This window comes from Clostridium sp. AF15-41 (assembly GCF_003604095.1).
Taxonomy (GTDB): Bacteria; Bacillota; Clostridia; order Lachnospirales; family Lachnospiraceae; genus Coprococcus.
In genome coordinates this window covers 24,848-46,984 of record NZ_QTMQ01000013.1, presented here as the reverse complement: position 1 = coordinate 46,984, position 22,137 = coordinate 24,848, and the positions used below count along the sequence as shown (strand labels likewise).

Annotated in this window: 18 protein-coding genes; 17 read left to right on the top strand and 1 reads right to left on the bottom strand. The window is 42.0% G+C overall.

All coding sequences use genetic code 11. The annotated features are described in order from the left end of the window. Nucleotides 1-34: 34 nt before the first annotated feature. The 16 genes from hydG to DWW43_RS12105 all read left to right on the top strand — a co-directional run bounded on the left by hydG (nucleotide 35) and on the right by DWW43_RS12105 (nucleotide 18,629). Nucleotides 35-1,456, top strand: coding sequence for a [FeFe] hydrogenase H-cluster radical SAM maturase HydG (gene hydG / locus DWW43_RS09680; RefSeq protein WP_119963461.1), 1,422 nt, complete (start codon nucleotides 35-37; stop codon nucleotides 1,454-1,456). A gap of 110 nt (nucleotides 1,457-1,566) precedes the next feature. Further along, nucleotides 1,567-2,769: a [FeFe] hydrogenase H-cluster maturation GTPase HydF gene (gene hydF / locus DWW43_RS09675; protein ID WP_119963437.1), complete on the top strand. Its 1,203-nt coding sequence runs from the start codon at nucleotides 1,567-1,569 to the stop codon at nucleotides 2,767-2,769. A 71-nt stretch (nucleotides 2,770-2,840) separates the two neighbouring features. Continuing rightward, entirely contained in the window at nucleotides 2,841-4,820 is a 1,980-nt protein-coding gene (locus tag DWW43_RS09670) for an NAD(+) synthase (protein WP_165853058.1), read from the top strand. 163 nt (nucleotides 4,821-4,983) lie between these two features. Then, nucleotides 4,984-5,994, top strand: a complete 1,011-nt coding sequence (locus tag DWW43_RS09665) for an ATP-binding cassette domain-containing protein (RefSeq protein WP_119963435.1) — start codon at nucleotides 4,984-4,986, stop codon at nucleotides 5,992-5,994. Nucleotides 5,995-5,999: 5 nt separating this feature from the next. Then, a complete protein-coding gene (locus DWW43_RS09660; RefSeq protein ID WP_119963434.1) occupies nucleotides 6,000-7,250 on the top strand; it encodes an ABC transporter permease in 1,251 nt (416 codons plus the stop codon). Between the two features lie 283 nt (nucleotides 7,251-7,533). Then, nucleotides 7,534-8,259 carry a CpsB/CapC family capsule biosynthesis tyrosine phosphatase gene (locus tag DWW43_RS09655; RefSeq protein ID WP_119963433.1) on the top strand — a complete coding sequence of 242 codons (726 nt, stop codon included), beginning with the start codon at nucleotides 7,534-7,536 and terminating at the stop codon, nucleotides 8,257-8,259. Nucleotides 8,260-8,442: 183 nt separating this feature from the next. Beyond that, the gene (locus DWW43_RS09650; protein WP_008401918.1) at nucleotides 8,443-9,456 is read left to right on the top strand and encodes an LCP family protein; all 1,014 of its coding nucleotides are present in this window, start codon (nucleotides 8,443-8,445) and stop codon (nucleotides 9,454-9,456) included. A 30-nt stretch (nucleotides 9,457-9,486) separates the two neighbouring features. Then, nucleotides 9,487-10,308 (top strand): Wzz/FepE/Etk N-terminal domain-containing protein, encoded by an 822-nt coding sequence (locus DWW43_RS09645; protein ID WP_008401917.1) that lies wholly within the window; start codon nucleotides 9,487-9,489, stop codon nucleotides 10,306-10,308. After that, entirely contained in the window at nucleotides 10,305-11,036 is a 732-nt protein-coding gene (locus DWW43_RS09640; RefSeq protein WP_008401916.1) for a CpsD/CapB family tyrosine-protein kinase, read from the top strand. Before DWW43_RS09645 ends, DWW43_RS09640 begins: the two co-directional genes overlap by 4 nt. A 143-nt stretch (nucleotides 11,037-11,179) precedes the next feature. Beyond that, nucleotides 11,180-11,803 (top strand): hypothetical protein, encoded by a 624-nt coding sequence (locus DWW43_RS09635; protein ID WP_008401915.1) that lies wholly within the window; start codon nucleotides 11,180-11,182, stop codon nucleotides 11,801-11,803. Between the two features lie 150 nt (nucleotides 11,804-11,953). Continuing rightward, entirely contained in the window at nucleotides 11,954-12,769 is an 816-nt protein-coding gene (locus tag DWW43_RS09630) for an HAD family hydrolase (RefSeq protein WP_119963432.1), read from the top strand. Nucleotides 12,770-12,789: 20 nt separating this feature from the next. Further along, complete coding sequence (feoB, locus tag DWW43_RS09625; RefSeq protein ID WP_119963431.1) at nucleotides 12,790-15,138, top strand: ferrous iron transport protein B; 2,349 nt, start codon at nucleotides 12,790-12,792, stop codon at nucleotides 15,136-15,138. A 185-nt stretch (nucleotides 15,139-15,323) separates the two neighbouring features. Next, complete coding sequence (gene pckA / locus DWW43_RS09620; protein WP_008401912.1) at nucleotides 15,324-16,928, top strand: phosphoenolpyruvate carboxykinase (ATP); 1,605 nt, start codon at nucleotides 15,324-15,326, stop codon at nucleotides 16,926-16,928. 191 nt (nucleotides 16,929-17,119) lie between these two features. After that, the gene (locus tag DWW43_RS09615; RefSeq protein WP_192919800.1) at nucleotides 17,120-17,881 is read left to right on the top strand and encodes a YoaK family protein; all 762 of its coding nucleotides are present in this window, start codon (nucleotides 17,120-17,122) and stop codon (nucleotides 17,879-17,881) included. Nucleotides 17,882-18,026: 145 nt separating this feature from the next. Further along, a complete protein-coding gene (locus DWW43_RS09610; RefSeq protein WP_021944113.1) occupies nucleotides 18,027-18,446 on the top strand; it encodes a hypothetical protein in 420 nt (139 codons plus the stop codon). Between the two features lie 36 nt (nucleotides 18,447-18,482). Continuing rightward, nucleotides 18,483-18,629 (top strand): hypothetical protein, encoded by a 147-nt coding sequence (locus DWW43_RS12105; protein WP_008401909.1) that lies wholly within the window; start codon nucleotides 18,483-18,485, stop codon nucleotides 18,627-18,629. Nucleotides 18,630-19,108: 479 nt separating this feature from the next. Here DWW43_RS12105 and DWW43_RS12405 read toward each other — a convergent pair whose 3' ends face one another. Next, nucleotides 19,109-19,237, bottom strand: a complete 129-nt coding sequence (locus DWW43_RS12405; RefSeq protein ID WP_279221103.1) for a hypothetical protein — start codon at nucleotides 19,235-19,237, stop codon at nucleotides 19,109-19,111. Between the two features lie 226 nt (nucleotides 19,238-19,463). On the opposite strand from DWW43_RS12405, the gene pflB reads away from it, so the two are divergent. Next, entirely contained in the window at nucleotides 19,464-21,740 is a 2,277-nt protein-coding gene (pflB, locus tag DWW43_RS09605) for a formate C-acetyltransferase (RefSeq protein WP_119963429.1), read from the top strand. Nucleotides 21,741-22,137: the final 397 nt, after the last annotated feature.

The window sequence follows — 22,137 nt, the reverse complement described above, 5'->3', positions numbered from 1 at the left end:
GAATTATATAGCAGAAGAAAAGAGGCAGATACAAGTGTATGATGTAAAATCATTAAAAGCAGAAGAATTTATTTCAGATGAAGAGATCAGAGAGACATTGACATATGCCGATGCGAATAAAGATAACGTACAGATCGTTGATGAGATCCTTGCAAAAGCCAGACTAAAAAAGGGCTTGACGCACAGAGAAGCGTCCGTGCTGCTGGCCTGTGAGATGCCGGATAAGATTCGGGAGATGTATGATCTGGCAAGGGAGATCAAGGAAGATTATTACGGGAATCGTATCGTGTTATTTGCGCCACTGTATTTGTCCAATTATTGTGTGAATGGATGCGTTTACTGTCCATACCACAGCAAGAATAAACATATTGCAAGAAAGAAGCTGACACAGGAGGATATCGTAAGAGAGGTTACCGCACTTCAGGATATGGGACACAAGCGTCTGGCGATCGAAGCCGGTGAAGATCCTGTGAATAATCCGATCGAATATATTCTGGAATGTATTAATACAATCTACAGTATCAAACATAAGAACGGCGCAATCCGCCGTGTCAATGTCAATATAGCAGCGACAACAGTTGAGAATTATACGAAGTTAAAGGATGCAGGCATCGGAACCTATATCCTGTTTCAGGAGACTTATCATAAGGAAAGCTATCTGAAATTACATCCGACAGGTCCGAAGCATGATTACGATTACCACACCGAAGCCATGGATCGTGCCATGGAAGGCGGTATCGATGATGTAGGACTTGGTGTACTGTTTGGACTGGAAATGTACCGGTATGAATTTGCAGGTTTACTGATGCATGCAGAGCATCTGGAAGCGGTTCATGGGGTAGGTCCGCATACGATCAGTGTTCCGAGAATCAAACGTGCAGATGATATCGACCCGGATGTATTCGATAACGGAATCAGTGACGATACATTTGCAAAGATCTGCGCACTGATCCGTATCGCAGTACCATATACAGGAATGATCATATCTACCAGAGAGAGTCAGGCAGTTCGTGAGAAAGTGTTGCCGCTTGGTGTTTCACAGATCAGCGGAGGTTCAAGAACAAGTGTAGGTGGATATGATATCCCGGAGACATCAGAAGATATCACATCGGCACAGTTTGATGTCAGTGATACAAGAACGCTGGATCAGGTTGTGAACTGGCTGATGAAGATGGATTATATACCAAGCTTCTGTACAGCATGTTACAGAGCAGGAAGGACCGGAGACCGTTTTATGGCACTCTGTAAGAATATGCAGATCTTAAACTGCTGTCATCCAAATGCCCTTATGACGCTTAAGGAATATCTGGAAGACTATGCAAGCTCTGAGACGAAGCAGATCGGTCTGAAACTGATCGAACGTGAGCTTGCGCGGATTCCGAATGAGAAGGTCAGACAGATCACAGCGGATCATATACATGATATCGCGGAAGGTCAGAGAGACTTCCGTTTTTAACAGATGATAGAAAGAAGCGATCTTAACAGATGAAAGGATTGCAGATCAGATAACAGAGATTGCAGATAAATGCTGAAGCAGACAGCGTATAACAACAGGGAGGGCATCACATGGCAGGGTTAAATGAGACACCATCCGGAAATCGACTTCATATCGGAGTATTTGGAAAGACAAACAGTGGAAAATCATCCTTTATCAACCGGTTTTCCGGGCAGAATATATCAATTGTAGCAGATGTTGCAGGAACGACGACCGATCCTGTATATAAAGCGATGGAGGTCTATCCGCTCGGCCCTTGTACACTGATCGATACAGCAGGTTTTAATGATGAAACAGAACTGGGGGGGGAACGCTTAGAGAAGACAAAGCTTGCAGCGGAAAAAACAGATATAGCGATCATATTACTTACAGATACCGATATGGACGAGGAACTTCACTGGTATGAATATTTCAGAGAAAAGAAGACTTCTGTCATATGGGTAATCGGTAAGGCAGATATCCGGAATGATACAGAGAAGATAAATGAAAAGCTGTATCAACAGACGGGACAGCATGCAGTTATAGTCAGTGCCGCGACAGGAGCCGGTATGGATCAGGTAAGAAAAGAGCTTGTGCGGAACCTGCCGGAGCAATATGGTGCTTCTTCGATCCTCGGAGAGCTGGTAACAAAGAGAGATCTGGTTATGCTGGTTATGCCGCAGGATATTCAGGCACCGAAGGGCAGACTGATCCTGCCACAGGTGCAGACACTGAGAGAATTGTTAGATAAAAAATGTCTTGTTATGAGTGTGACAACAGATCAGTATGTAGAAGCTTTATCCCATTTGACGGAAGCACCGAAGCTTATCATAACGGATTCTCAGGTATTTGCCTATGTCTATGAGCATAAGCCGGAAAACTCCATGCTGACATCCTTTTCTGTGTTATTTGCCGCATATAAGGGAGATATCGAATATTATATAGAGGGGGCAAATGCGATAGGAAAGCTGAATGGGGAATCCCATGTGCTGATTGCAGAGTGCTGTACACATGCACCGTTAAAAGAAGATATCGGACGGGAAAAGATTCCTAAGATGCTGCGGAAACGGTATGGAGAAACCATGAAGATCGATATAGTCAGCGGAACGGACTTCCCGGATGATCTGACAGGATATGATCTTATCATACAGTGCGGAGGCTGTATGTTTAACCGCAAATATATTATATCCAGAATCGACCATGCGAAGGAACAGCATAAACCGATGACCAATTACGGAGTAACTATCGCATATCTGACGGGGATACTTGATAAGGTTGTCGTACCTCGATTCTAAAAGAGAAATAAAATAGCAAATAAAACAGATTAGTTATAAAAAATAAGATGATAAAATACAGGAGAATAACCATGAAGCATTTAGTAAGGATTGCGTCTGTATCACCAAGAGTTCACCTTGGCAATGTTACAAAGAATTGCGAGGAGATCGAAACAGTCTATAGAACATATGCAGAACAGGTCGATGTTATTGTTACACCGGAGTTGTCGCTGACCGGATATACCTGCGGTGATCTGTTTGTGAATCGTCGTCTGATCGACAGAGCAGAAGAAGGACTGTTACAACTGGCGGAAATGACTGCAGAATACGGTAAAAAGGGTGCAGCACTTGTTGTCGGTGTGCCATATGAAGTAGACGGAGAATTATTTAACTGTGGAGCTTTTTTATGGAACGGGACAGTACTTGCGCTTACACCGAAGGTATATCTGCCGAATTACGGCGAGTTTTACGAGAAACGTTGGTTCAGTGGAAGACGTGTAGAGAACCGGACAGTTGAGATGGCTGACGGTTCGGAAACCTTATTTGGCAATTCCATTCTGCTCGAGATGACGGATCCGAATCAGCAGGAGGAACATGTTACATTTGGTATGGAGATCTGCGAGGATCTCTGGACACCGATTGCGCCGGGAAGACTGTTGGCACTTCAGGGAGCAGAGATCCTGCTCAATCTGTCGGCATCCAATGAAGTGATCGGAAAGGAACAGTACAGAAGAACACTGACAGGAAGTATGTCATCCTCCTGTATCTGTGGATATGTCTATACATCGGCCGGAGCCTATGAATCAACCTCGGATCTGGTATTTTCCGGCCACAATCTGATGTATGAAAACGGAAAATTATTAGGCGAGATCAAGCCGTTTGAAGATGGTATACTGATCCGTGATTTTAATATGACAAAGATCCGCCATGATCGTCTGGCAAACAAATCCTTTGCGGAGTGCAAACGGAATTTTGATGCCGGAGAATACATGACGGTAACCTGCGAGAAAGTATTTGCAGAGAAAAAAGAAGTATGCGCAAGGGTGTCTATGACTCCATTTGTTCCGTCAAAGAACAGACTTGAACGATGTCGGTCGATTTTTGCGATGCAGGTTGCCGGTCTGCAGAGGAGGATAGAAGCTACGCATGCGTCCTGTATCGTTGTGGGTGTGTCGGGTGGACTGGATTCTACGTTGGCACTTCTGGTATCGGCACAGGCAGTAAAGAACCTCGGACTGCCGCCGGAGACAGTAACCGGTATCACGATGCCGGGATTTGGAACAACGAAACGGACAAAGAGCAATTCAACTACGCTTATGGAGCTGCTTGGATGTGACATCCGGGAGATCAGTATCGTAGATTCTGTCCGTCAGCATTTTGCAGATATCGGACAGGATGAAGCAGTACATGATATTACATATGAGAACTGTCAGGCGAGAGAGCGGACACAGATCCTGATGGATGTAGCGAATAAAGAGGGCGGATTTGTGATCGGAACCGGTGATTTGTCAGAACTTGCACTTGGCTGGTGTACCTATAACGGAGACCACATGAGCATGTATGCGGTGAATACCAGCATCCCGAAGACTCTGGTCCGGACTCTGGTAGATGAAGTTGGACATGATATGGATCGAAATGGATTCCCGGGAATCAAGGATGTGATTGAAGATATCATTGATACGCCTGTAAGCCCTGAACTGCTTCCGCCGAATGCTGACGGAACGATCGCACAGAAGACAGAGGATACTGTCGGATCTTATATCCTGCATGATTTCTTCTTGTATTACACATTGCGTTATGGCATGGAGCCGGAAGAGGTCTATGACCTTTGTAAAGAAGCGGTAAGACAGAGTGTAGAAGCTTCGCAAGATGGGGAAACAGAAGCATATATATTTACAGATGAAGAGATAAAGAAATGGCAGAAGGTATTCTATACCAGATTCTTCCGTCAGCAGTTCAAGCGTAACTGTATGCCGGATGGCGTAAAGGTCGGTACGGTATCGGTAAGCCCAAGAGGGGATCTGAGACTGCCGTCCGAGATAGAATTTGAGGATTTCCTTACTTTTGAATAGAACCGGAATAGAGGCAAATATGAACCGTTACAAACGATAATTAAGATTATTAAAGATTGTTTCAGAGTTGAATTATGATATAGTAGATGGAAATTGCAACCTGAAACTGATCGTACATTCATAACAGGGATATGAATGTCGGTTCATAAAAAAGGAGAGAGATATGAAATTAGAATTACAGGGCATCAAAAAGAGCTTTGATGGCACAGAGATCCTGCATGGGATCAACTTCTCGGTAGAGGGTGGAAGCGCACTCGGACTGCTGGGAAGAAATGGTGCGGGCAAGACCACAACGATCCGGATCATCATGGATGTTTTCCATGCGGATGAGGGGCGGGTCTTATTAGATGGAGAACCCTTTGTCTATCAGCCGGAGCAGGTCGGATACCTGCCGGAGGAACGTGGCTTATACCCGAAACGTCTGATCAGTGAGCAGTTAGTATATCTGGCAAAGCTTCGTGGGATGAATAAGAAGCAGGCGGAAGAGAATATGAGGAAATGGCTGACCCGTCTGGATGTGATCCAGTACGAGAACCGGAAGCTGGATACGTTATCGAAAGGTAATCAGCAGAAGGTACAGCTTGCGGCAACATTGGTAGCAGATCCTGACATCGTGATCTTAGATGAGCCGTTTTCCGGTCTGGATCCGGTGAATTCACAGATCTTAAAGGATGTTATAAATGAACTGATCAGAGTCGGAAAGATCGTTATTTTCTCCAGTCACCAGATGAGCTATGTGGAAGAATTCTGTGAAGATATCGTAGTGATCAATCATGGTGAAGTGGCACTGGCAGGGAACCTTGACAAGATTAAGGAAGAATACGGAGAAGGTCACAAAGCAGTTGCGGCAGTCGGAATGGAATCGGAAGAACTGGAACAAGTTCTTCGTGATAAGTTTGCAGATCAGGTACAGGTGATCAGTCATAACAAGCATCATGTTGTGATACAGATCCTGTCGGAACAGGATGAATGGCAGGTGCTCTCCCGTTTTAAAGAGCTGGGAATCAGGCTTAGAAGTTATGGTGTCTATGAGCCTTCCCTGAATGATATATTTGTATCGGCAGTCGGAGATGAGGAGACACCGGAAGAAATAAAAGAAAAAAATAATATCGGAACTTCTTTTTCTGAATTTGAACCAAAGCAGAAAAAGGGTCTGTTTGGAAAGAGAGGTTAAGATATATGAAAAAGATTGGTACAATATTAAAGTTTGAACTGGGTAATTATTTTGGCAGTAAATCCTATCTGATTTCAACGTTCTTACTGGCACTTCTTTGTGTAGGCATCATGTTCGCACCGAGAATTAAGGAATCATTTACAAGTGGAAGCCCTTCATCTGATAAAGAGACAGATGCAGAGGACGAATCGGATCAGGAGAATGAATCCGTATATGCATACTATGATGCATCCGGTATTATGGATGAAGGTTTGCTGGCGCAGGTATATCCGGATGTTAAGCTGCAGAAATGTAAGGATGCAGCAGAAGTAGAGTCGCTGGTTAAAAGTGAAGATGCGGAACTTGGTTATGTAGTTTATAGTACGTCAGAATATACATATTATGTTTATAACAAAGGCGTGTTTGATGATTACACCGGTGCCTTTGACAGTTATCTGTCCATGCTTGCCAAGAAACAGTACAGTGAAGCACATGATCTGGATTTTGATGAACTTATGAGTCTTGATTATGCAGATATCCAGGCAAAAGAAGTTATCCTCGGTAAGGACAGCACAAGCAATTATTGGTATTGTTATATTCTGGTTATCGTGATCTTCATGCTGATCGTTATGTATGGAATGTCGATTGCAACCGGTGTGGCAAATGAAAAGAGCAACCGCTCGATCGAGATTCTGGTAACGACAACGAACTCCAGAGATATCTTATTCGGAAAGGTATTTGCCGGAACAGTTGCTACGTTCTTTCAGGTAGGGCTTATCATGGCAGCCCTGCTGATCTCATATAACTTTAATAAGGAATACTGGGGCGGATTTATGGGGGCCGTATTAAATATCCCATCTGATGTTCTGATCGCATTTGCGGTATTCGGTCTTGGTGGATTCCTGTTCTATGCATTTATGTATGGGGCACTGGGAGCACTGGTATCTAAGATCGAGGATCTGAACAAATCAGCCGGTACGGCGCAGATGATCGTAATGATCGTATATTTCGTTGTACTTATGAACCTGACAAATGTCGATGGCCTGGTTATCAAGATTTGCTCTTATCTTCCAATCAGTTCTTACAGTGCAATGTTTGCAAGAGTTGCGATGGGAGATGTAGCAACATGGGAAGTTGTTATATCAGCAATAATTTTATATATATCGGTGATCGGTATGGGTGTTCTGGGAGGTAAGATCTTCCGTAATTCAACACTCCGATATGGTAATCCGATTAAGCTTTCCGGAGCTGTAAAGGAATTAAGACATAAAAAATAAACTCGGTAAAATGACGAAAAATAAATGGATGATAGGGGCTTTTAATATAAAAATGCAGAAATTATATTCGACATCTTTACATTAGAAGCCCACTGTGGCATAATCACTGTTGAGAAAAACGAACGCAGTTGGTACGTTTGTGGGGTGACAGGATATTATAAAAGGTTTGATAACCTAGATTCTATTGATACAGCAGGATGTTAACTGTATTATCTGTTGCCACTGTTTTATAAAAACAGTATCCCGTGTTATTTATTTTAAATAGAAAGGTCAGAGTCCCATAATGAAAGTGATAGATTTTCATTCTCATATTCTTCCCGGTATAGATGATGGAAGTAAGAATGTAGAGACATCGATAGAGATGCTTCGCCGAAGTAAGGCAGCGGGTGTTGACATCATGATCGCAACGCCACATTTTTATGCAGATTGTGACCGTATCGAACGATTTACAGAGAAAAGGCTCGGAGCATATCAGAAGATAGAAGATCAATTGGGTAAAGACACTCCACAGATCTTACTGGGTGCGGAGGTCGCCTTTTTTGAGGGAATGGATCAGGCCGAGAAGATAGATTGGTTGACAATTAACGGTTCGAGGATTATGTTATTAGAGATGCCTTTCCGAATGTGGAGACAGAAGGATATAGATCAGGTAAGAAATCTGATCGAGGAGAGAAAGTTTTCGCTGATCATTGCGCATCTGGAACGTTTTATGAAAACGGCAGGAAATAAAGAATACATAGAAGAACTGATGTCACTTCCGGTAACGATACAGATCAATGCAGAGAGCTTATCGGACTGGAAACAGTCACATACGTTGATAAAGATGTTCAAAAGAGGACAGGCACATATTTTAGGAAGTGATTGCCACGGAATTCATCATCGTCCGCCGAATCTGATGGAGGGACGACAGATCTTGGGAAAAAAAGCAGGCGAAGCCTGTATCAGACGCTTGGATGAATATGGAGTGGATTTGCTGCAGCAGATCAAGAATGATAAAATGCAGGAATAACAGCCGAAGGATAAGATTTCAGGTGACAGAGTAATACGGAGGATATCGATTATGTCGAAAAAAGTTGCAATTATAATAAGTGTAGTTTTATTTATGATACTTATTGCATTGATTATATGTGAAAAAGCATTTCCGACAGGTGGATCTGATCTGATAAGCAGTCTGTTTTAAGGGTGGTTTGAGATGTCACGAGTGATTCACAGCAGACAGGAAAAAAGAAAATTATATAAAAAACTGATGATTACCATAGTGGCTGTTGCAGCATTCTGTATCGTATTGGCGATGGTATTTCGTGTAATTGACAGACAGAAGCTTCGGGCACAGCAGGCATATGAAACGGAGCTTGGAGTGGTCACGCTAAATGGTAAGAAATATGTTCCGAAGAAGAATATAGAGACATACCTGTTTATGGGTATAGATTCATATGATAAAGTAGAAAAGGTGACGGATTATGACGGAGGACATCAGAATGATGTACTGATCCTTATGGTTCGTGATATCAGTGCGGGAACATTTAAGACAATGGCGATTAATCGTAATACGATCACAAATGTAAAATCGCTTGATCTGGATAATTCTTATCTCGGAGAAACGGAGATGCAGATTGCATTGGCGCATTCCAGTGGCGACGGACTGGAAGCCAGTTGTGAGAATACGGTAGATGCTGTATCCGAATATCTGCACGGACAGGAAATTGATGGATATGCAGCGGTCAATATGGGTGCTATCGGTACGATCAATCATATGGCCGGTGGAGTAACGGTTACGATCGAAGATGATTTTTCCGAGATCGATCCGGATCTTAAGCAAGGTGAAACAATCTGTCTGACTGATAAACAGGCGGAAGAATTTATTCATGACAGATGGGGCGTTGCTGATGAGACAAATGAGAATCGTATGCATAGACAAGCTGTATATATGACTGAATTAAAAAGGCTCATCAAAGAAAAGTGTCAGCAGAGCAGTACCTATCCGCTAGACCTGTATGAGTCCGTTCAGGACTATATGGTTACCAGCATCAATAAAAGTAAATTTAGCAAGCTTGCGCTTCTGGTTGCAAAGGAAAAGGATGAGGGAGAAGTTTCCGTTGATGGTACAGTTGGAACGGATGAACTTGGATATGCCACATTTGAGCCGAACGAACAGAGCCTGGAAGCGGCAATAGCAGAATTGTTTTACGAAGAATACGAAGAATAAAAAGTAGTTTTACTTTTTACGGAGGAGAATATGAGTACAGAGAACAAGAGAGTATCGGAATCGGATACAGCAAAAGAAGAAAAAAACAACTATATCAGAGTTGTTCAGGCGGAAGAAGACGATAAAGAGATCGATCTGGTCGATCTTGGATATGCATTGATGGATAAGCTCCATTTTATCGTTCTCTCATTTCTGCTCGGAGCAGTTTTGTTAAATGCATGTGCTTATTTTCTGATCAAACCGACATATCAGTCTACAGCAAAGTTGTATGTTGTATCAGCGTCAGAGGATTCTGTTGTTAATCTGTCTGATTTGAATATTGGTACATCTCTTACAAAAGACTACGAAGACCTGATGCTCAGTTATCCGTTATTAGAGCAGGTAATTGCAAAGCTGGATCTTAGTTATGATTATGAACAGCTTGCAGATATGATCACATTAGAGAACCCAACGGATACCCGTGTATTGAAGATTACAGTTACCAGTACAGATCCTGAAGAAGCAATGAACATTGCAAATACACTTGCGGAAATTTCGGTTAAGTATCTGCCTGAGACTATGAGTACCAATGCACCTAATATTGCACAGGTTGCACGAATACCGGATGAGAAAGCAGGACCGAGTTACCTGAAATTCACATTGATCGGAGCTTTGCTCGGAGCATTCCTATATTGTCTGGTTATCATTATCAGATATCTGTTAGATGATACGATCCATACCGCTTCAGATATGGAGAAGTATTTTGGAATCGTTCCGCTGACCTCCATTCCTGAGAGTGATCAGTTCAATCAGGGAGATTCAGCAACAGATAAAGATAAGGCAAAATCCGGTCTGAAAGGAAGAAGCAAATGAAAAAACTCAGTATAGATTTTAATGAAATGCCATATGCAATAGAAGAAGCAATGAACCGACTTAGAATTAATATCAAATTCTGTGGGAAGAATACTAAGAAGCTTCTGATCACAAGCAGTCTTCCGAATGAGGGAAAGAGCACAATCTCCATCAATCTCTGGAAGATGATGGCAGAGGCAGGATTCCCGACCGTATTCCTGGATGTGGATCTCAGAAAGTCTGTGATCAAAGGAAGACACAATATGAAGTCTGAGTCGGAGATCAAGGATCTCGGTTATTACCTGTCGGGACAGGCCGAGTATGAAGATGTTGTATATGAGACAAATATTCCGAATGCATATATTGTTCCGTGCTGCAACCTGTTAGAGAATCCATCTGCATTATTAGAGGATGCCCGGTTTGCGGAGCTTTTAGATAAGCTGGCAGAACAATACAGATATGTTATTATAGATTCACCGCCTCTTGGAAGTGTGGCAGATGCAGCACAGGTTGCATCCCTTTGTGATGGAGCCGTTTTGGTTGTCAGAAGCGGCGAGACATCAAGAAATGTGATTCGCCAGTCCATGCAGCAGTTAGAGCAGGTGAATTGCAGATTATTGGGTGTTATACTAAACCGTGTTGAGGCATCGGGAAGAGCATATAAGAGTTATTACGGAAAGTATGGCAAGGATTATGGCTATGGCTACGGTTATGGCGAAAAAAAATATTCCGGTAAAAAGGAAAAATAAAATGAAAAGCTTGGGTGAATCAACTGGTACGTGGCATACAGTTGTTTTATCATATATGTGTTTGATTCCAACAAAGGATAGTATTTATCAACAATGGGAGAAAACACCTTTATCCAAAATGTGGTAGGAAGGAGAGATAAAACATGAAGAATTTAAAGAAACTGATCGCTATTATCATGGTGATCGCTCTGATGATTCCTTGTACAGCAATGGCTGCAACAGAGTCTCCTAGTAAGGCTTCTTTAAAGGGCAATACAACAATTGTTCTTTCAAAGAAATCCTTTACATTTAATAATAAGTCACAGAAGCCTAGTGTTAAAACAGTGACTTATAAGAACGCAGATGGCAAGACTGTAACATTAAAGGAAGGTACTGATTATACAGTTTCTTTCTCTAAGAAGAGTACAAAGAACGCAGGTACTTATAAAGTAACTATTAAAGGTACAGGTAAGTACAGCGGATCTGTAACATCTTCTTATACAATCAAGAAAGCAAAGCAGAAGAATGTAAAGGTTACAAACAAGTATAAGGCAACAAAGGCTAAGACTTTCAAGAAGAAAGGCAAATCTTACACATTCAAAGCAACAGGTGTAAAGGGAAAGGCTAAAGTTACTTATACAGCAAGCAGCAAGAAGATCAAGGTTAAGAATGGCAAGATTACATTATCAAAGGGTATCAAGAAAGGTACTTATAAGGTAACAGTTAAGGTTGCTAAGACTAAGAACTACTCAGCTTATACAAAGACAGTAACAATCAAGGTTAAATAATTTATTTAATCAAAAAAATGCTATAGCATGGGACATCCGGGCCACGAGGGTGTCCTTTTTTTGTTGTTCTGATTTACAATCGGACTGAAATGTTGTATATATAGAGGGACTTATAGATAAAAATTATCAATAAGACGATAGGAGATATACATGAGTAAATACAAAGTAATTGCATTCGATATGGATGGGACATTGCTGAATTCACGGAAACAGATATCAGAACATACTTTGGAAGCAATCAATCGTGCATTTGATGCAGGAAAGGAAGTGATCCTTTCGACCGGAAGATGTGTGGCAGAGCTTCGGGAATATTTTAAGCGGATTCCGAGGCTGCGTTATGTTGTCTGCTCTAGCGGCGCGATCCTGTATGATGTAAAAGAGGAAAAGATCCTGTATTCGAATTCAATCTCTATTGAACTGGCAGAAAAGATTCTGGCAGAAAGTAAAAAAGAAGATCTTATGGTGCATCTGCTTGCAATCGAATCCATAGTGCAGAAAAAGGACATACCCCAGATGGAACGCTTTGGGATGGGCGTCTATCGGCCAATGTATGAGAAGGTTACAACACAGGTCGATGATATCTATGAATATTATAAGGAACATTCATTTGAGGTCCCGAAGCTGAATCTGTATCATGCGACAACAGAAGGCAGGGAGAAAACCAGAAAGAGACTTGCCGGACTGGATCTTGTTCTTGCGGATGCAGAGAAGACCGCTTTGGAATGTTCGGCGACAGGAGTTACCAAAGGAACCGGGCTGCTCCGGCTGTGTGAGCACCTGGGTGTTGAACCTGAAGAGACGATCGCGGTCGGTGATGCAGACAACGATCTGAATATATTGGAAACTGCAGGATTAGCGATTGCGGTCGGAAATGCAAATGAACATGTAAAAGCAGTTGCTGCGGTTGTTGTCAATGACTGTGACCATGATGGATGTGCAGAAGCAATTGATAAATATTTATTATAAAGAGTTAAGAGGCGATACAAATGACGATCAAAGATTTGAAAGAGGGACAGTCCGCAACCATCTGTACAGTTGGCGGTGATGGAGCACTGAGACAGCATTTCCTTGACATGGGCGTGATACCCGGTATTGAGGTTAAACTGATCAAATATGCACCAATGGGCGATCCTCTTGAAATCCGTATTCATGATTATGAACTGACGCTCCGACTGGCGGATGCTGAGCAGATCGAGGTATCAGATAAAAAATCAGATGAAGACGAACATAGGAAAGATAACAAAAAGGATAAAGCTTTAGTAGAGCATCCGGGACTTGGCGAAGGCGGAAAATATCATGTGAAAGCAGATGAACATCCGCTGCCGAAGGATGAGATCCTGACCTTTGCTCTGGTTGGTAACCAGAACTGTGGCAAGACGACATTATTTAACCAGTTGACAGGCTCGAATCAGCATGTAGGTAATTTCCCCGGAGTAACGGTTGATCGGAAAGAGGGAATGATCAAAGGATATCCGGACACAAGAGTAACCGACCTTCCGGGTGTATATTCTCTCTCGCCGTACAGCAGCGAAGAAATTGTAACCAGACAGTTTGTATTCGATGAAAAACCAAAGGGCATAATCAATATCGTGGATGCAACCAATATTGAGAGAAATCTCTATCTGACGATGCAACTGATGGAGCTTGATATACCGATGGTGCTGGCACTGAATATGATGGATGAAGTTCGTGAGAACGGAGGATCAATCCGTATTAACCAGCTGGAAAGTATGCTTGGAATTCCGGTTATTCCAATCTCTGCGATCAAGAATCAGGGTGTAGATGAATTGATCGAACATGCAGTTCATGTCGCCAGATATCAGGAGAGACCGGGCAGACAGGATTTTTGTGATCCGGAAGATCATGGTGGTTCGGTGCACCGGTGCCTGCATGGAATCATGCATCTGATCGAAGACCATGCAGAGAATGCGGGAATCCCGGTTCGTTTTGCTGCGGCGAAGGTGGCAGAAGGGGATGCAGAGATGGAAAAATCTCTGCATCTTGAACAGAATGAGACAGAGATGATAGAACACATTGTAAGCCAGATGGAAGAAGAACGTGGAATTGATCGTGCAGCAGCAATTGCAGACATGCGGTTCGATTTTATACAGCGGATCTGCAGACAAACGGTTGTCAAACCGGCAGAGAGTAAGGAACGTATCAGAAGCCGGAGGATCGATGCGGTTCTTACGGGAAAGTATACCGCGATACCGACCTTTATATTGATCATGGGAGCGGTCTTCTTTCTGACCTTTAATGTGATCGGAGCGGTACTTCAGAATCTGCTGGAGAAAGGGATTGATTATCTGACAGCGCAGATGGATCAGCTTCTGACTGCATGGTCGGTGAACCCGGTGCTTCATTCACTTGTGATCGATGGTATCTTTAAGGGAGTTGGAAGTGTGCTGAGTTTTCTTCCGATCATAGTGGTGCTGTTCTTATTTCTTTCGTTATTGGAAGACAGTGGATATATGGCTCGTGTTGCTTTCGTCATGGACAAACCACTCAGAAAGATTGGGTTATCCGGAAGAAGTATTGTGCCGATGCTGGTTGGCTTCGGTTGTACGGTTCCCGGCATTATGGCGAGCCGTACCCTTCCGTCGGAGCGTGATCGTAAGATGACGATCCTGTTGACCCCGTTTATGAGCTGTTCTGCAAAGCTTCCGATCTATGCATTCTTTGCAACAGCGTTTTTCCCAAAGTATAAAGCACTTGTTATGGTCGGGTTGTATGTTGTGGGAATACTGATAGGAATCCTTGTGGCGCTTATTATCAGAAAGACATTATTCAAGGGTGAGGCAGTTCCGTTTGTTATGGAGCTTCCAAACTACAGAATGCCGGCATTGAAAAATGTATTGCAGTTATTATGGGAAAAGGCAAAGGATTTCTTACAGCGGGCATTTACGGTTATCTTTGTGGCAACGATCGTGATCTGGTTCTTACAGAGCTTTGATCTGCACTTTAACCTGACGGCAGATTCACAGAACAGTATCCTTGCAGTTGTCGCAGGATTGATCGTACCGGTATTTGCACCGCTTGGTTTCGGAGACTGGCGGATATCGACGGCACTGATATCCGGATTTATGGCCAAGGAGAGTGTAGTATCAACATTGTCTGTGCTGACCGGAAGCATGGATGTTATCCATAAGATCCTGACACCGGCATCCGCTCTGTCATTGTTGATATTCTGTTTGCTGTATACTCCATGTGTAGCAGCCGTTTCTTCCGTAAAACGGGAACTTGGAAGCAAATGGGCACTGGTAGTTGTGGTCGGACAGTGTGTTGTTGCATGGATCATGGCGGCACTTGTCTATGCAATCTGTCTGTGTTTCTAAAACAAATATAAATTATAAAATACAGGCGTGATGATTATAAAAAAAATGTAAAAAAGTCATATCCGGTAAAGATTTTCTTTACTTTTTGATTAGGGATGGCTATAATACAAATTGACTGTGGAAGTTGGTAGTACAAACTAACCTCCATAGAATAATACTTAGAAAGAAAAGAGGATTTGTGTACAATGAAAAATATTGATTTAAGCAAGTATGGCATTACCGGAACTACAGAGATCGTTTACAACCCTTCATATGAAACACTTTTCGAGGAAGAGACTAAATCTACTCTTGAAGGATATGAAAAAGGACAGGAAACAGAGCTTGGCGCTGTTAATGTAATGACAGGTATTTATACAGGACGTTCACCTAAAGATAAGTATATTGTTGTTGATGAGAATTCAAAGGGCACTGTATGGTGGACAACAGATGGTTACAAGAACGATAATCATCCAATGACAGAAGAGACATGGGCATCCGTTAAGGATATTGCAAAGAAGGAACTTTCAAATAAGAAATTATTTGTAGTTGATGCTTTCTGTGGAGCAAACGCTGATACTCGTATGGCTATCCGTTTTATCGTAGAAGTAGCTTGGCAGGCACATTTCGTAACAAATATGTTCATCAAGCCAACTGCTGAAGAACTTGAGAACTTCGAGCCGGATTTCGTTGTTTACAACGCATCAAAGGCTAAAGTAGAAAACTATAAAGAACTTGGTCTTAACTCAGAGACATGTGTAGCATTTAACATCACAAGCCATGAGCAGGTTATCATCAATACATGGTACGGCGGAGAGATGAAGAAGGGTATGTTCTCAATGATGAACTACTACCTTCCACTTAAGGGAATGGCAGCTATGCACTGTTCAGCAAACACAGATATGAACGGTGAGAACACAGCTATCTTCTTCGGTCTTTCAGGAACAGGTAAGACAACACTTTCAACAGATCCTAAGCGTCTCCTGATCGGTGATGATGAGCACGGCTGGGATGACAACGGCGTATTCAACTTCGAAGGTGGCTGCTACGCAAAGGTTATCGACCTTGATAAGGATTCAGAGCCGGATATCTATAATGCGATCAGAAGAGATGCTCTTCTTGAGAACGTAACAGTAGATGCAAATGGTAAGATCGACTTCACAGATAAGAGCGTTACAGAGAATACTCGTGTATCTTATCCAATCGATCATATTAAGAACATCGTTCGTCCTATTTCATCAGCTCCTGCAGCAAAGAATGTTATCTTCCTTTCAGCAGATGCATTCGGAGTACTTCCTCCGGTATCTATTTTGACACCAGAGCAGACACAGTACTACTTCCTGTCAGGCTTCACAGCTAAGCTTGCTGGTACAGAGCGTGGAATCACAGAGCCGACACCTACATTCTCAGCATGTTTCGGACAGGCATTCCTTGAGTTACATCCTACAAAGTATGCTGAAGAGCTTGTTAAGAAGATGGAGAAGAGCGGAGCTAAGGCTTATCTTGTAAATACAGGATGGAACGGAACAGGCAAGCGTATCTCAATCAAGGATACAAGAGGTATCATCGATGCTATCCTTAGCGGTGCTATCCTTTCAGCTCCTACAAAGAAGATCCCTTACTTCAACTTTGAAGTACCTACAGAGCTTCCGGGTGTTGATCCGGCAATCCTTGATCCTCGTGACACATATGCAGATGCTTCTGCATGGGAGACAAAGGCATTAGATCTTGCTGACAGATTCATCAAGAACTTTGCTAAGTACGAGAGCAACGAAGCTGGTAAGGCATTAGTTGCAGCAGGTCCTCAGAAATAATATCTGAATGATCAGAATACAATATATGTTCGTGAGATACACCTGAGACATTATAACGTCAGGATATACTTCGGACAAAGAAGAACCGGGTGTGGGTTTCACATCCGGTTTTTCTTTGAAGCAGGGCATATCGTTCTTGCTAACTATATTGTGTCTGATATTATTTGAAGAAGAACGGAGAGTTGATTGAGATGAAAGTTGGGCAGAACAGACAGGCGGAACGGCAGATGTCGGAAGCGTTTATTACCAGTGTGTTTCTGGCGTTATCCGGTGGATTTCAGGATGCCTATACATATTTTACAAGAGATGAAGTGTTTTCGAATGCGCAGACAGGAAATGTAGTGCTGATGAGTCAGCATTTTATGATGGGTGAATGGCAGGCAGGACTTCGATATCTGTATCCGTTGTTTGCATTTGCATTTGGGGTGTTCTTTGCAGAACAGGTACAGGGACGGTTCAAATACGCAAAGAAGCTTCATTGGAGACAATCCATTTTATTGATGGAGATTTTAATTTTGTTTTTTGTTGGATTTTTAACAGAAGGATGGAACATGCTGGCAACGGTATTAGTATCTTTTTCCTGTGCAATGCAGGTTCAGACATTCCGAAAAGTCAACGGACATTCTTATGCGAGTACGATGTGTATCGGAAATCTCAGAAGTGGTACAGCAGCCTTATCTGTATATTTAAGAGAAAAGAAGCCGGAGCAGTTAGAAATGTCACTATATTATTTCGGTGTGATCCTGTTCTTTGCGGTCGGAGCCGGAATCGGAGGTGTTTTGTCGGTACATCTGGGCTTCCATGCTATCTGGGTATCCAGCGGATTGCTTCTTATCAGTTTCCTTCTGATGTTTAAGGATCGTCTTGAAAAAGATGTGCATGAGCTGGAGGGTGATCTGGAAGAAGATATTCAGAAACTTGGAACACAGCTCCGCGAAGAAATTAAGAAATAGATAAGAGTAAAATAAAGAATATTTATTTTGTTATATTTATGAGATAATGAACGCGGAATTATTCGTTTTCAAGTGTGCTGATTATGCGGCATGCAGTAAGTATAGGATATGCAGAAAGAAATCTACAGAAAGTGAGGTGGCAGCTATGCTTCAACAACAGAAGAAACAAATATGTGTAATATATTGTATCATATTGATATTAGCTGCCACCGTTTTTGGCATAGGTGATATAGAAAGTTCCAGAATGGAGCGGGGGCTTGAACAGAATAAATCTGTGCTTCGTGAAGTCCGGACGACATCAATTAATGAAATAGGGATACTTCCGACAGGAAGCGTTCTTCGTACAGTGTTTGAAACGCAGAGCTTGAAATCGTTTCAATCGGAGAAAACAGTTGATCTGTGGATCCTGGTTTTACCGTTTCTGTTTACCTTATCCGGGTTTGTTTGTGATACCAGAAAATGGTGGGTGAAGATCGGCACACTGGTGCATGCATCTCAATGGTATCGAAGGCTTGAGTATATACATAAAAAGGACGGAAAGAAACTCCTAACTTCTTACATTTGAAAACCGAATATGTAAGAAGAAAAGGAGAATAATAAAATGGGTATGGATATATTTGCTATTGTTTTTGGCGTTGTTGCAATCGGTCTCGGAGGATTCTTTTTCATTAATGAGACATTTATTAAAAAAGAATCGGATAGCGATAAGATATCTGCAGATGCAGAGAAGAACAGCAGAGAATCATAAGCAGTATACTATTATATGGGATATTATAAGAAACAATAGCTGAGACAAAAAGCTGTCGGAATTGGTCATTTATTAACCGATTTTGCCTGATATAATGCAGGTGAAAAGGGAGATATATGATGGATTCCGGCAGTTTTTTTCATGTATGAGGTATTTGTCGTAATTAACGCATTCCTGATATAAAATACTGGATTTTCTGTTTACAGTATGTTAAAATATTTGACACATATACTTAAAAATCGACAAAAAATCAGGATGGAGATAAAGTATAGATTCGTTTGTTCGGAATGAACGATATATAAAGAAGAAAGTAAGGGATAAAATGGCAGGAACGATAGATATAAAGCCGGCGACCAAGCTGCGGTTGGCACTGGATGTGCCGGCAGGAAAACAACCGGTATTCAATATGATAAGCACACGTTGGCATTTTCAACGATTCGATATGGTGTTACGGATTTTGCCGGATTTATACAAATCTGTCATGGCGTTCCACGTATCGCAATTCCACTTTCGGCAATCCTTTTGCCAACGCTGATCTCATTTCCATATCCGATACATGGAATTGATACTCCATTTTTCAGTTCAAATGTGTCGGATAATTTATTCATTTGACGATCCTCCTTGTCTTTGATAATTAAATGATAGTTCTTGGAGTTCACTCTGTGTCAAGCTTTTTTTCAGAGATTAAAAAATTTGTAAAAATTATGCGAATGTACGAAAAGAAATACAATAAAAATGATAAGGATTGTTGAATTATAAAAAAAGATTCTGTATAATACCATTAGAGTGTATTATATATTCACATAATATAAAATTGAAAGGAGAAAAATTATTATGTTACAGAACCAGGAATGGGATTCATTCACAGGTAGACTCTGGAAAGAAGAATGTAATGTCAGAGACTTCATCCAGAATAACTACACAATGTACAACGGAGACGAGAGCTTCCTTGCTGGACCTACAGATGCTACTAACAAGCTCTGGGACAAGCTTCAGGCTCTTCAGAAAGCAGAAAGAGATAACGGCGGTGTATTAAAGGAGGATGCTGATGTTGTATCAAGCATCACAGCATACGGCCCTGGATATATTGATCCTGAGACAAAAGATCTTGAGCAGATCGTTGGTCTTCAGACAGATGAACCACTTAAGAGAGCATTCATGCCTTATGGTGGTATTAAGATGGCTGAGGAAGCTCTTGAAATGTATGGTTACAAGCCAAACGAGAACTTCCACAAGATCTTCACAGAGTATCACAAGACACATAACCAGGCAGTATTTGATGCATATACACCAGAGATGAAAGCTGCACGTCATACACATATCGTAACAGGTCTTCCTGATACTTATGGACGTGGACGTATCGTAGGTGACTACAGAAGAGTTGCTCTTTACGGTATCGATCAGCTGATCGCTTGGAAAGAGGAAGATAAGGCTAACTGTGGCGATGGTAACATGTTTGATGATGTTATCCGTCAGAGAGAAGAACTTGCAGAACAGATCAGACGTCTGCAGGAGATGAAGGTTATGGCTCAGTCATATGGTTATGATATTTCTAAGCCAGCTTCAAACGCTAAGGAAGCTATCCAGTGGTTATACTTCGGATATCTTTCAGCTATCAAGACACAGAATGGTGCTGCTATGTCAGTTGGACGTGTATCAACATTCCTTGATATTTATATTGAGAGAGATATTAAGGCTGGTAAGCTTACAGAGGCTGAGGCTCAGGAACTTATTGATCATTTCACAATGAAGCTTCGTATGGTTAAGTTCGCAAGAATTAAGTCATACAACGAACTGTTCTCAGGTGACCCTGTATGGGCTACACTTGAAGTTGGTGGTATCGGTGTTGACGGACGTTCAATGGTTACAAAGAACGACTACAGATTCCTTCATACTCTTGAGAACATGGGACCAGCTCCGGAACCAAACCTTACAGTTCTTTATTCTTCAGCTCTTCAGGATACATTCAAGAAGTATGCTGCTAAGATCTCAGTAAGAACAAGCTCAATCCAGTACGAGAATGATGATGTTATGAAGCCTATCTGGGGTGATGACTATTCAATCTGCTGCTGTGTATCAGCTACACAGACAGGTAAAGAGATGCAGTTCTTCGGAGCTCGTGCAAACCTTGCTAAGTGTCTCCTTTACGCTATCAACGGTGGTAAAGATGAGAAGTTCTTAGACAAGAAGACAGGCAAGCCAATGCAGGTTGGTCCTGAGTACGCTCCAATTACTTCAGAGTATCTTGACTATGATGAAGTTCTTGCTAAGTACAAGAAGATGCTTGACTGGTTAGCAGGACTTTATGTAAATATCCTGAACCTGATTCAGTACATGCATGATAAGTATTACTATGAGTCAGCAGAAATGGCACTTATCGATACAGATGTACGTCGTACATTCGCAACAGGTATTGCCGGATTCTCACACGTAATCGACTCACTGTCAGCTATCAAGTACGCTAAGGTTAAGGTTATTCGTAACGCAGAAACAGGTCTTGCAGAAGACTTTGAGATCGAGGGAGAATTCCCTAAATATGGTAATGATGATGATAGAGCTGATAACATCGGTGTATGGCTTCTTCATGAGTTCATCACAGATATCAAGAAGAGACACACATATCGTAATTCAGAGCCTACAACATCTATCCTGACAATTACATCAAACGTAGTATATGGTAAGTACACAGGTAACCTTCCAGATGGAAGACGTGCTTGGACACCATTCGCACCAGGTGCTAACCCAAGTTACGGTGCAGAGACATCAGGACTTCTTGCTTCACTGAACTCAGTAGCTAAGATTCCTTATGAGTGGTCATTAGATGGTATCTCAAATACTCAGACAATGAACCCATCAGCACTCGGACATGACGAGGAAGAAAGAGCTGAAAAGCTTGTAAGCGCTATGGACGGATACTTCGATCAGGGTGCTCACCACTTAAATGTAAACGTATTCGGTAAGGATAAGCTCCTTGATGCAATGGAGAATCCAGATAAGCCAGAGTACGCTAACTTCACAATCCGTGTATCAGGATATGCTGTTAAGTTTATCTCACTTACACGTGAGCAGCAGCTCGACGTTATCAACAGAACATTCCATGACTCACTGTAAATCTTACACAGTCTGAATGTTTTAACAGATAAGTAAAAGATTGGAGTCCCGGGGAGTCTATCTCCGGGACTTTTTTACAGCATAAGGCAGACGGATTTTTATCCGTATATCATGTGCTTCGCACATTCTATGCATTACGCAAAATCAGCATTCTTGCGAGCAAATAATTTTGCGTTCATTATATCATGTGCTTCGCACATTCTATGCATTTCGCAAAATCAGCATCCTTGCGAGCAAGTAATTTTGCGTTCATTATATCGTGAGAATAGCTCACCCAATGCATAAAAAACATTCCTTGTAAGGAAGTAAAATTTCATCATAATATCGTGTATGAAAATTGTGTATCAGAGAGAAAATAGAAAGAGACTATGAAGCTGTGAGTGGTGGAAACAGATGC

Coding starts and splice junctions, on each gene's coding strand:
- hydF (WP_119963437.1), top strand. CDS start 1,567: ATGGCAGGGTTAAATGAGACACCATCCGGAAATCGACTTCATATCGGA.
- DWW43_RS09670 (WP_165853058.1), top strand. CDS start 2,841: ATGAAGCATTTAGTAAGGATTGCGTCTGTATCACCAAGAGTTCACCTT.
- DWW43_RS09665 (WP_119963435.1), top strand. CDS start 4,984: ATGAAATTAGAATTACAGGGCATCAAAAAGAGCTTTGATGGCACAGAG.
- DWW43_RS09660 (WP_119963434.1), top strand. CDS start 6,000: ATGAAAAAGATTGGTACAATATTAAAGTTTGAACTGGGTAATTATTTT.
- DWW43_RS09655 (WP_119963433.1), top strand. CDS start 7,534: ATGAAAGTGATAGATTTTCATTCTCATATTCTTCCCGGTATAGATGAT.
- DWW43_RS09650 (WP_008401918.1), top strand. CDS start 8,443: ATGTCACGAGTGATTCACAGCAGACAGGAAAAAAGAAAATTATATAAA.
- DWW43_RS09645 (WP_008401917.1), top strand. CDS start 9,487: ATGAGTACAGAGAACAAGAGAGTATCGGAATCGGATACAGCAAAAGAA.
- DWW43_RS09640 (WP_008401916.1), top strand. CDS start 10,305: ATGAAAAAACTCAGTATAGATTTTAATGAAATGCCATATGCAATAGAA.
- DWW43_RS09635 (WP_008401915.1), top strand. CDS start 11,180: ATGAAGAATTTAAAGAAACTGATCGCTATTATCATGGTGATCGCTCTG.
- DWW43_RS09630 (WP_119963432.1), top strand. CDS start 11,954: ATGAGTAAATACAAAGTAATTGCATTCGATATGGATGGGACATTGCTG.
- feoB (WP_119963431.1), top strand. CDS start 12,790: ATGACGATCAAAGATTTGAAAGAGGGACAGTCCGCAACCATCTGTACA.
- pckA (WP_008401912.1), top strand. CDS start 15,324: ATGAAAAATATTGATTTAAGCAAGTATGGCATTACCGGAACTACAGAG.
- DWW43_RS09615 (WP_192919800.1), top strand. CDS start 17,120: ATGAAAGTTGGGCAGAACAGACAGGCGGAACGGCAGATGTCGGAAGCG.
- DWW43_RS09610 (WP_021944113.1), top strand. CDS start 18,027: ATGCTTCAACAACAGAAGAAACAAATATGTGTAATATATTGTATCATA.
- DWW43_RS12105 (WP_008401909.1), top strand. CDS start 18,483: ATGGGTATGGATATATTTGCTATTGTTTTTGGCGTTGTTGCAATCGGT.
- DWW43_RS12405 (WP_279221103.1), bottom strand. CDS start 19,237: ATGAATAAATTATCCGACACATTTGAACTGAAAAATGGAGTATCAATT.
- pflB (WP_119963429.1), top strand. CDS start 19,464: ATGTTACAGAACCAGGAATGGGATTCATTCACAGGTAGACTCTGGAAA.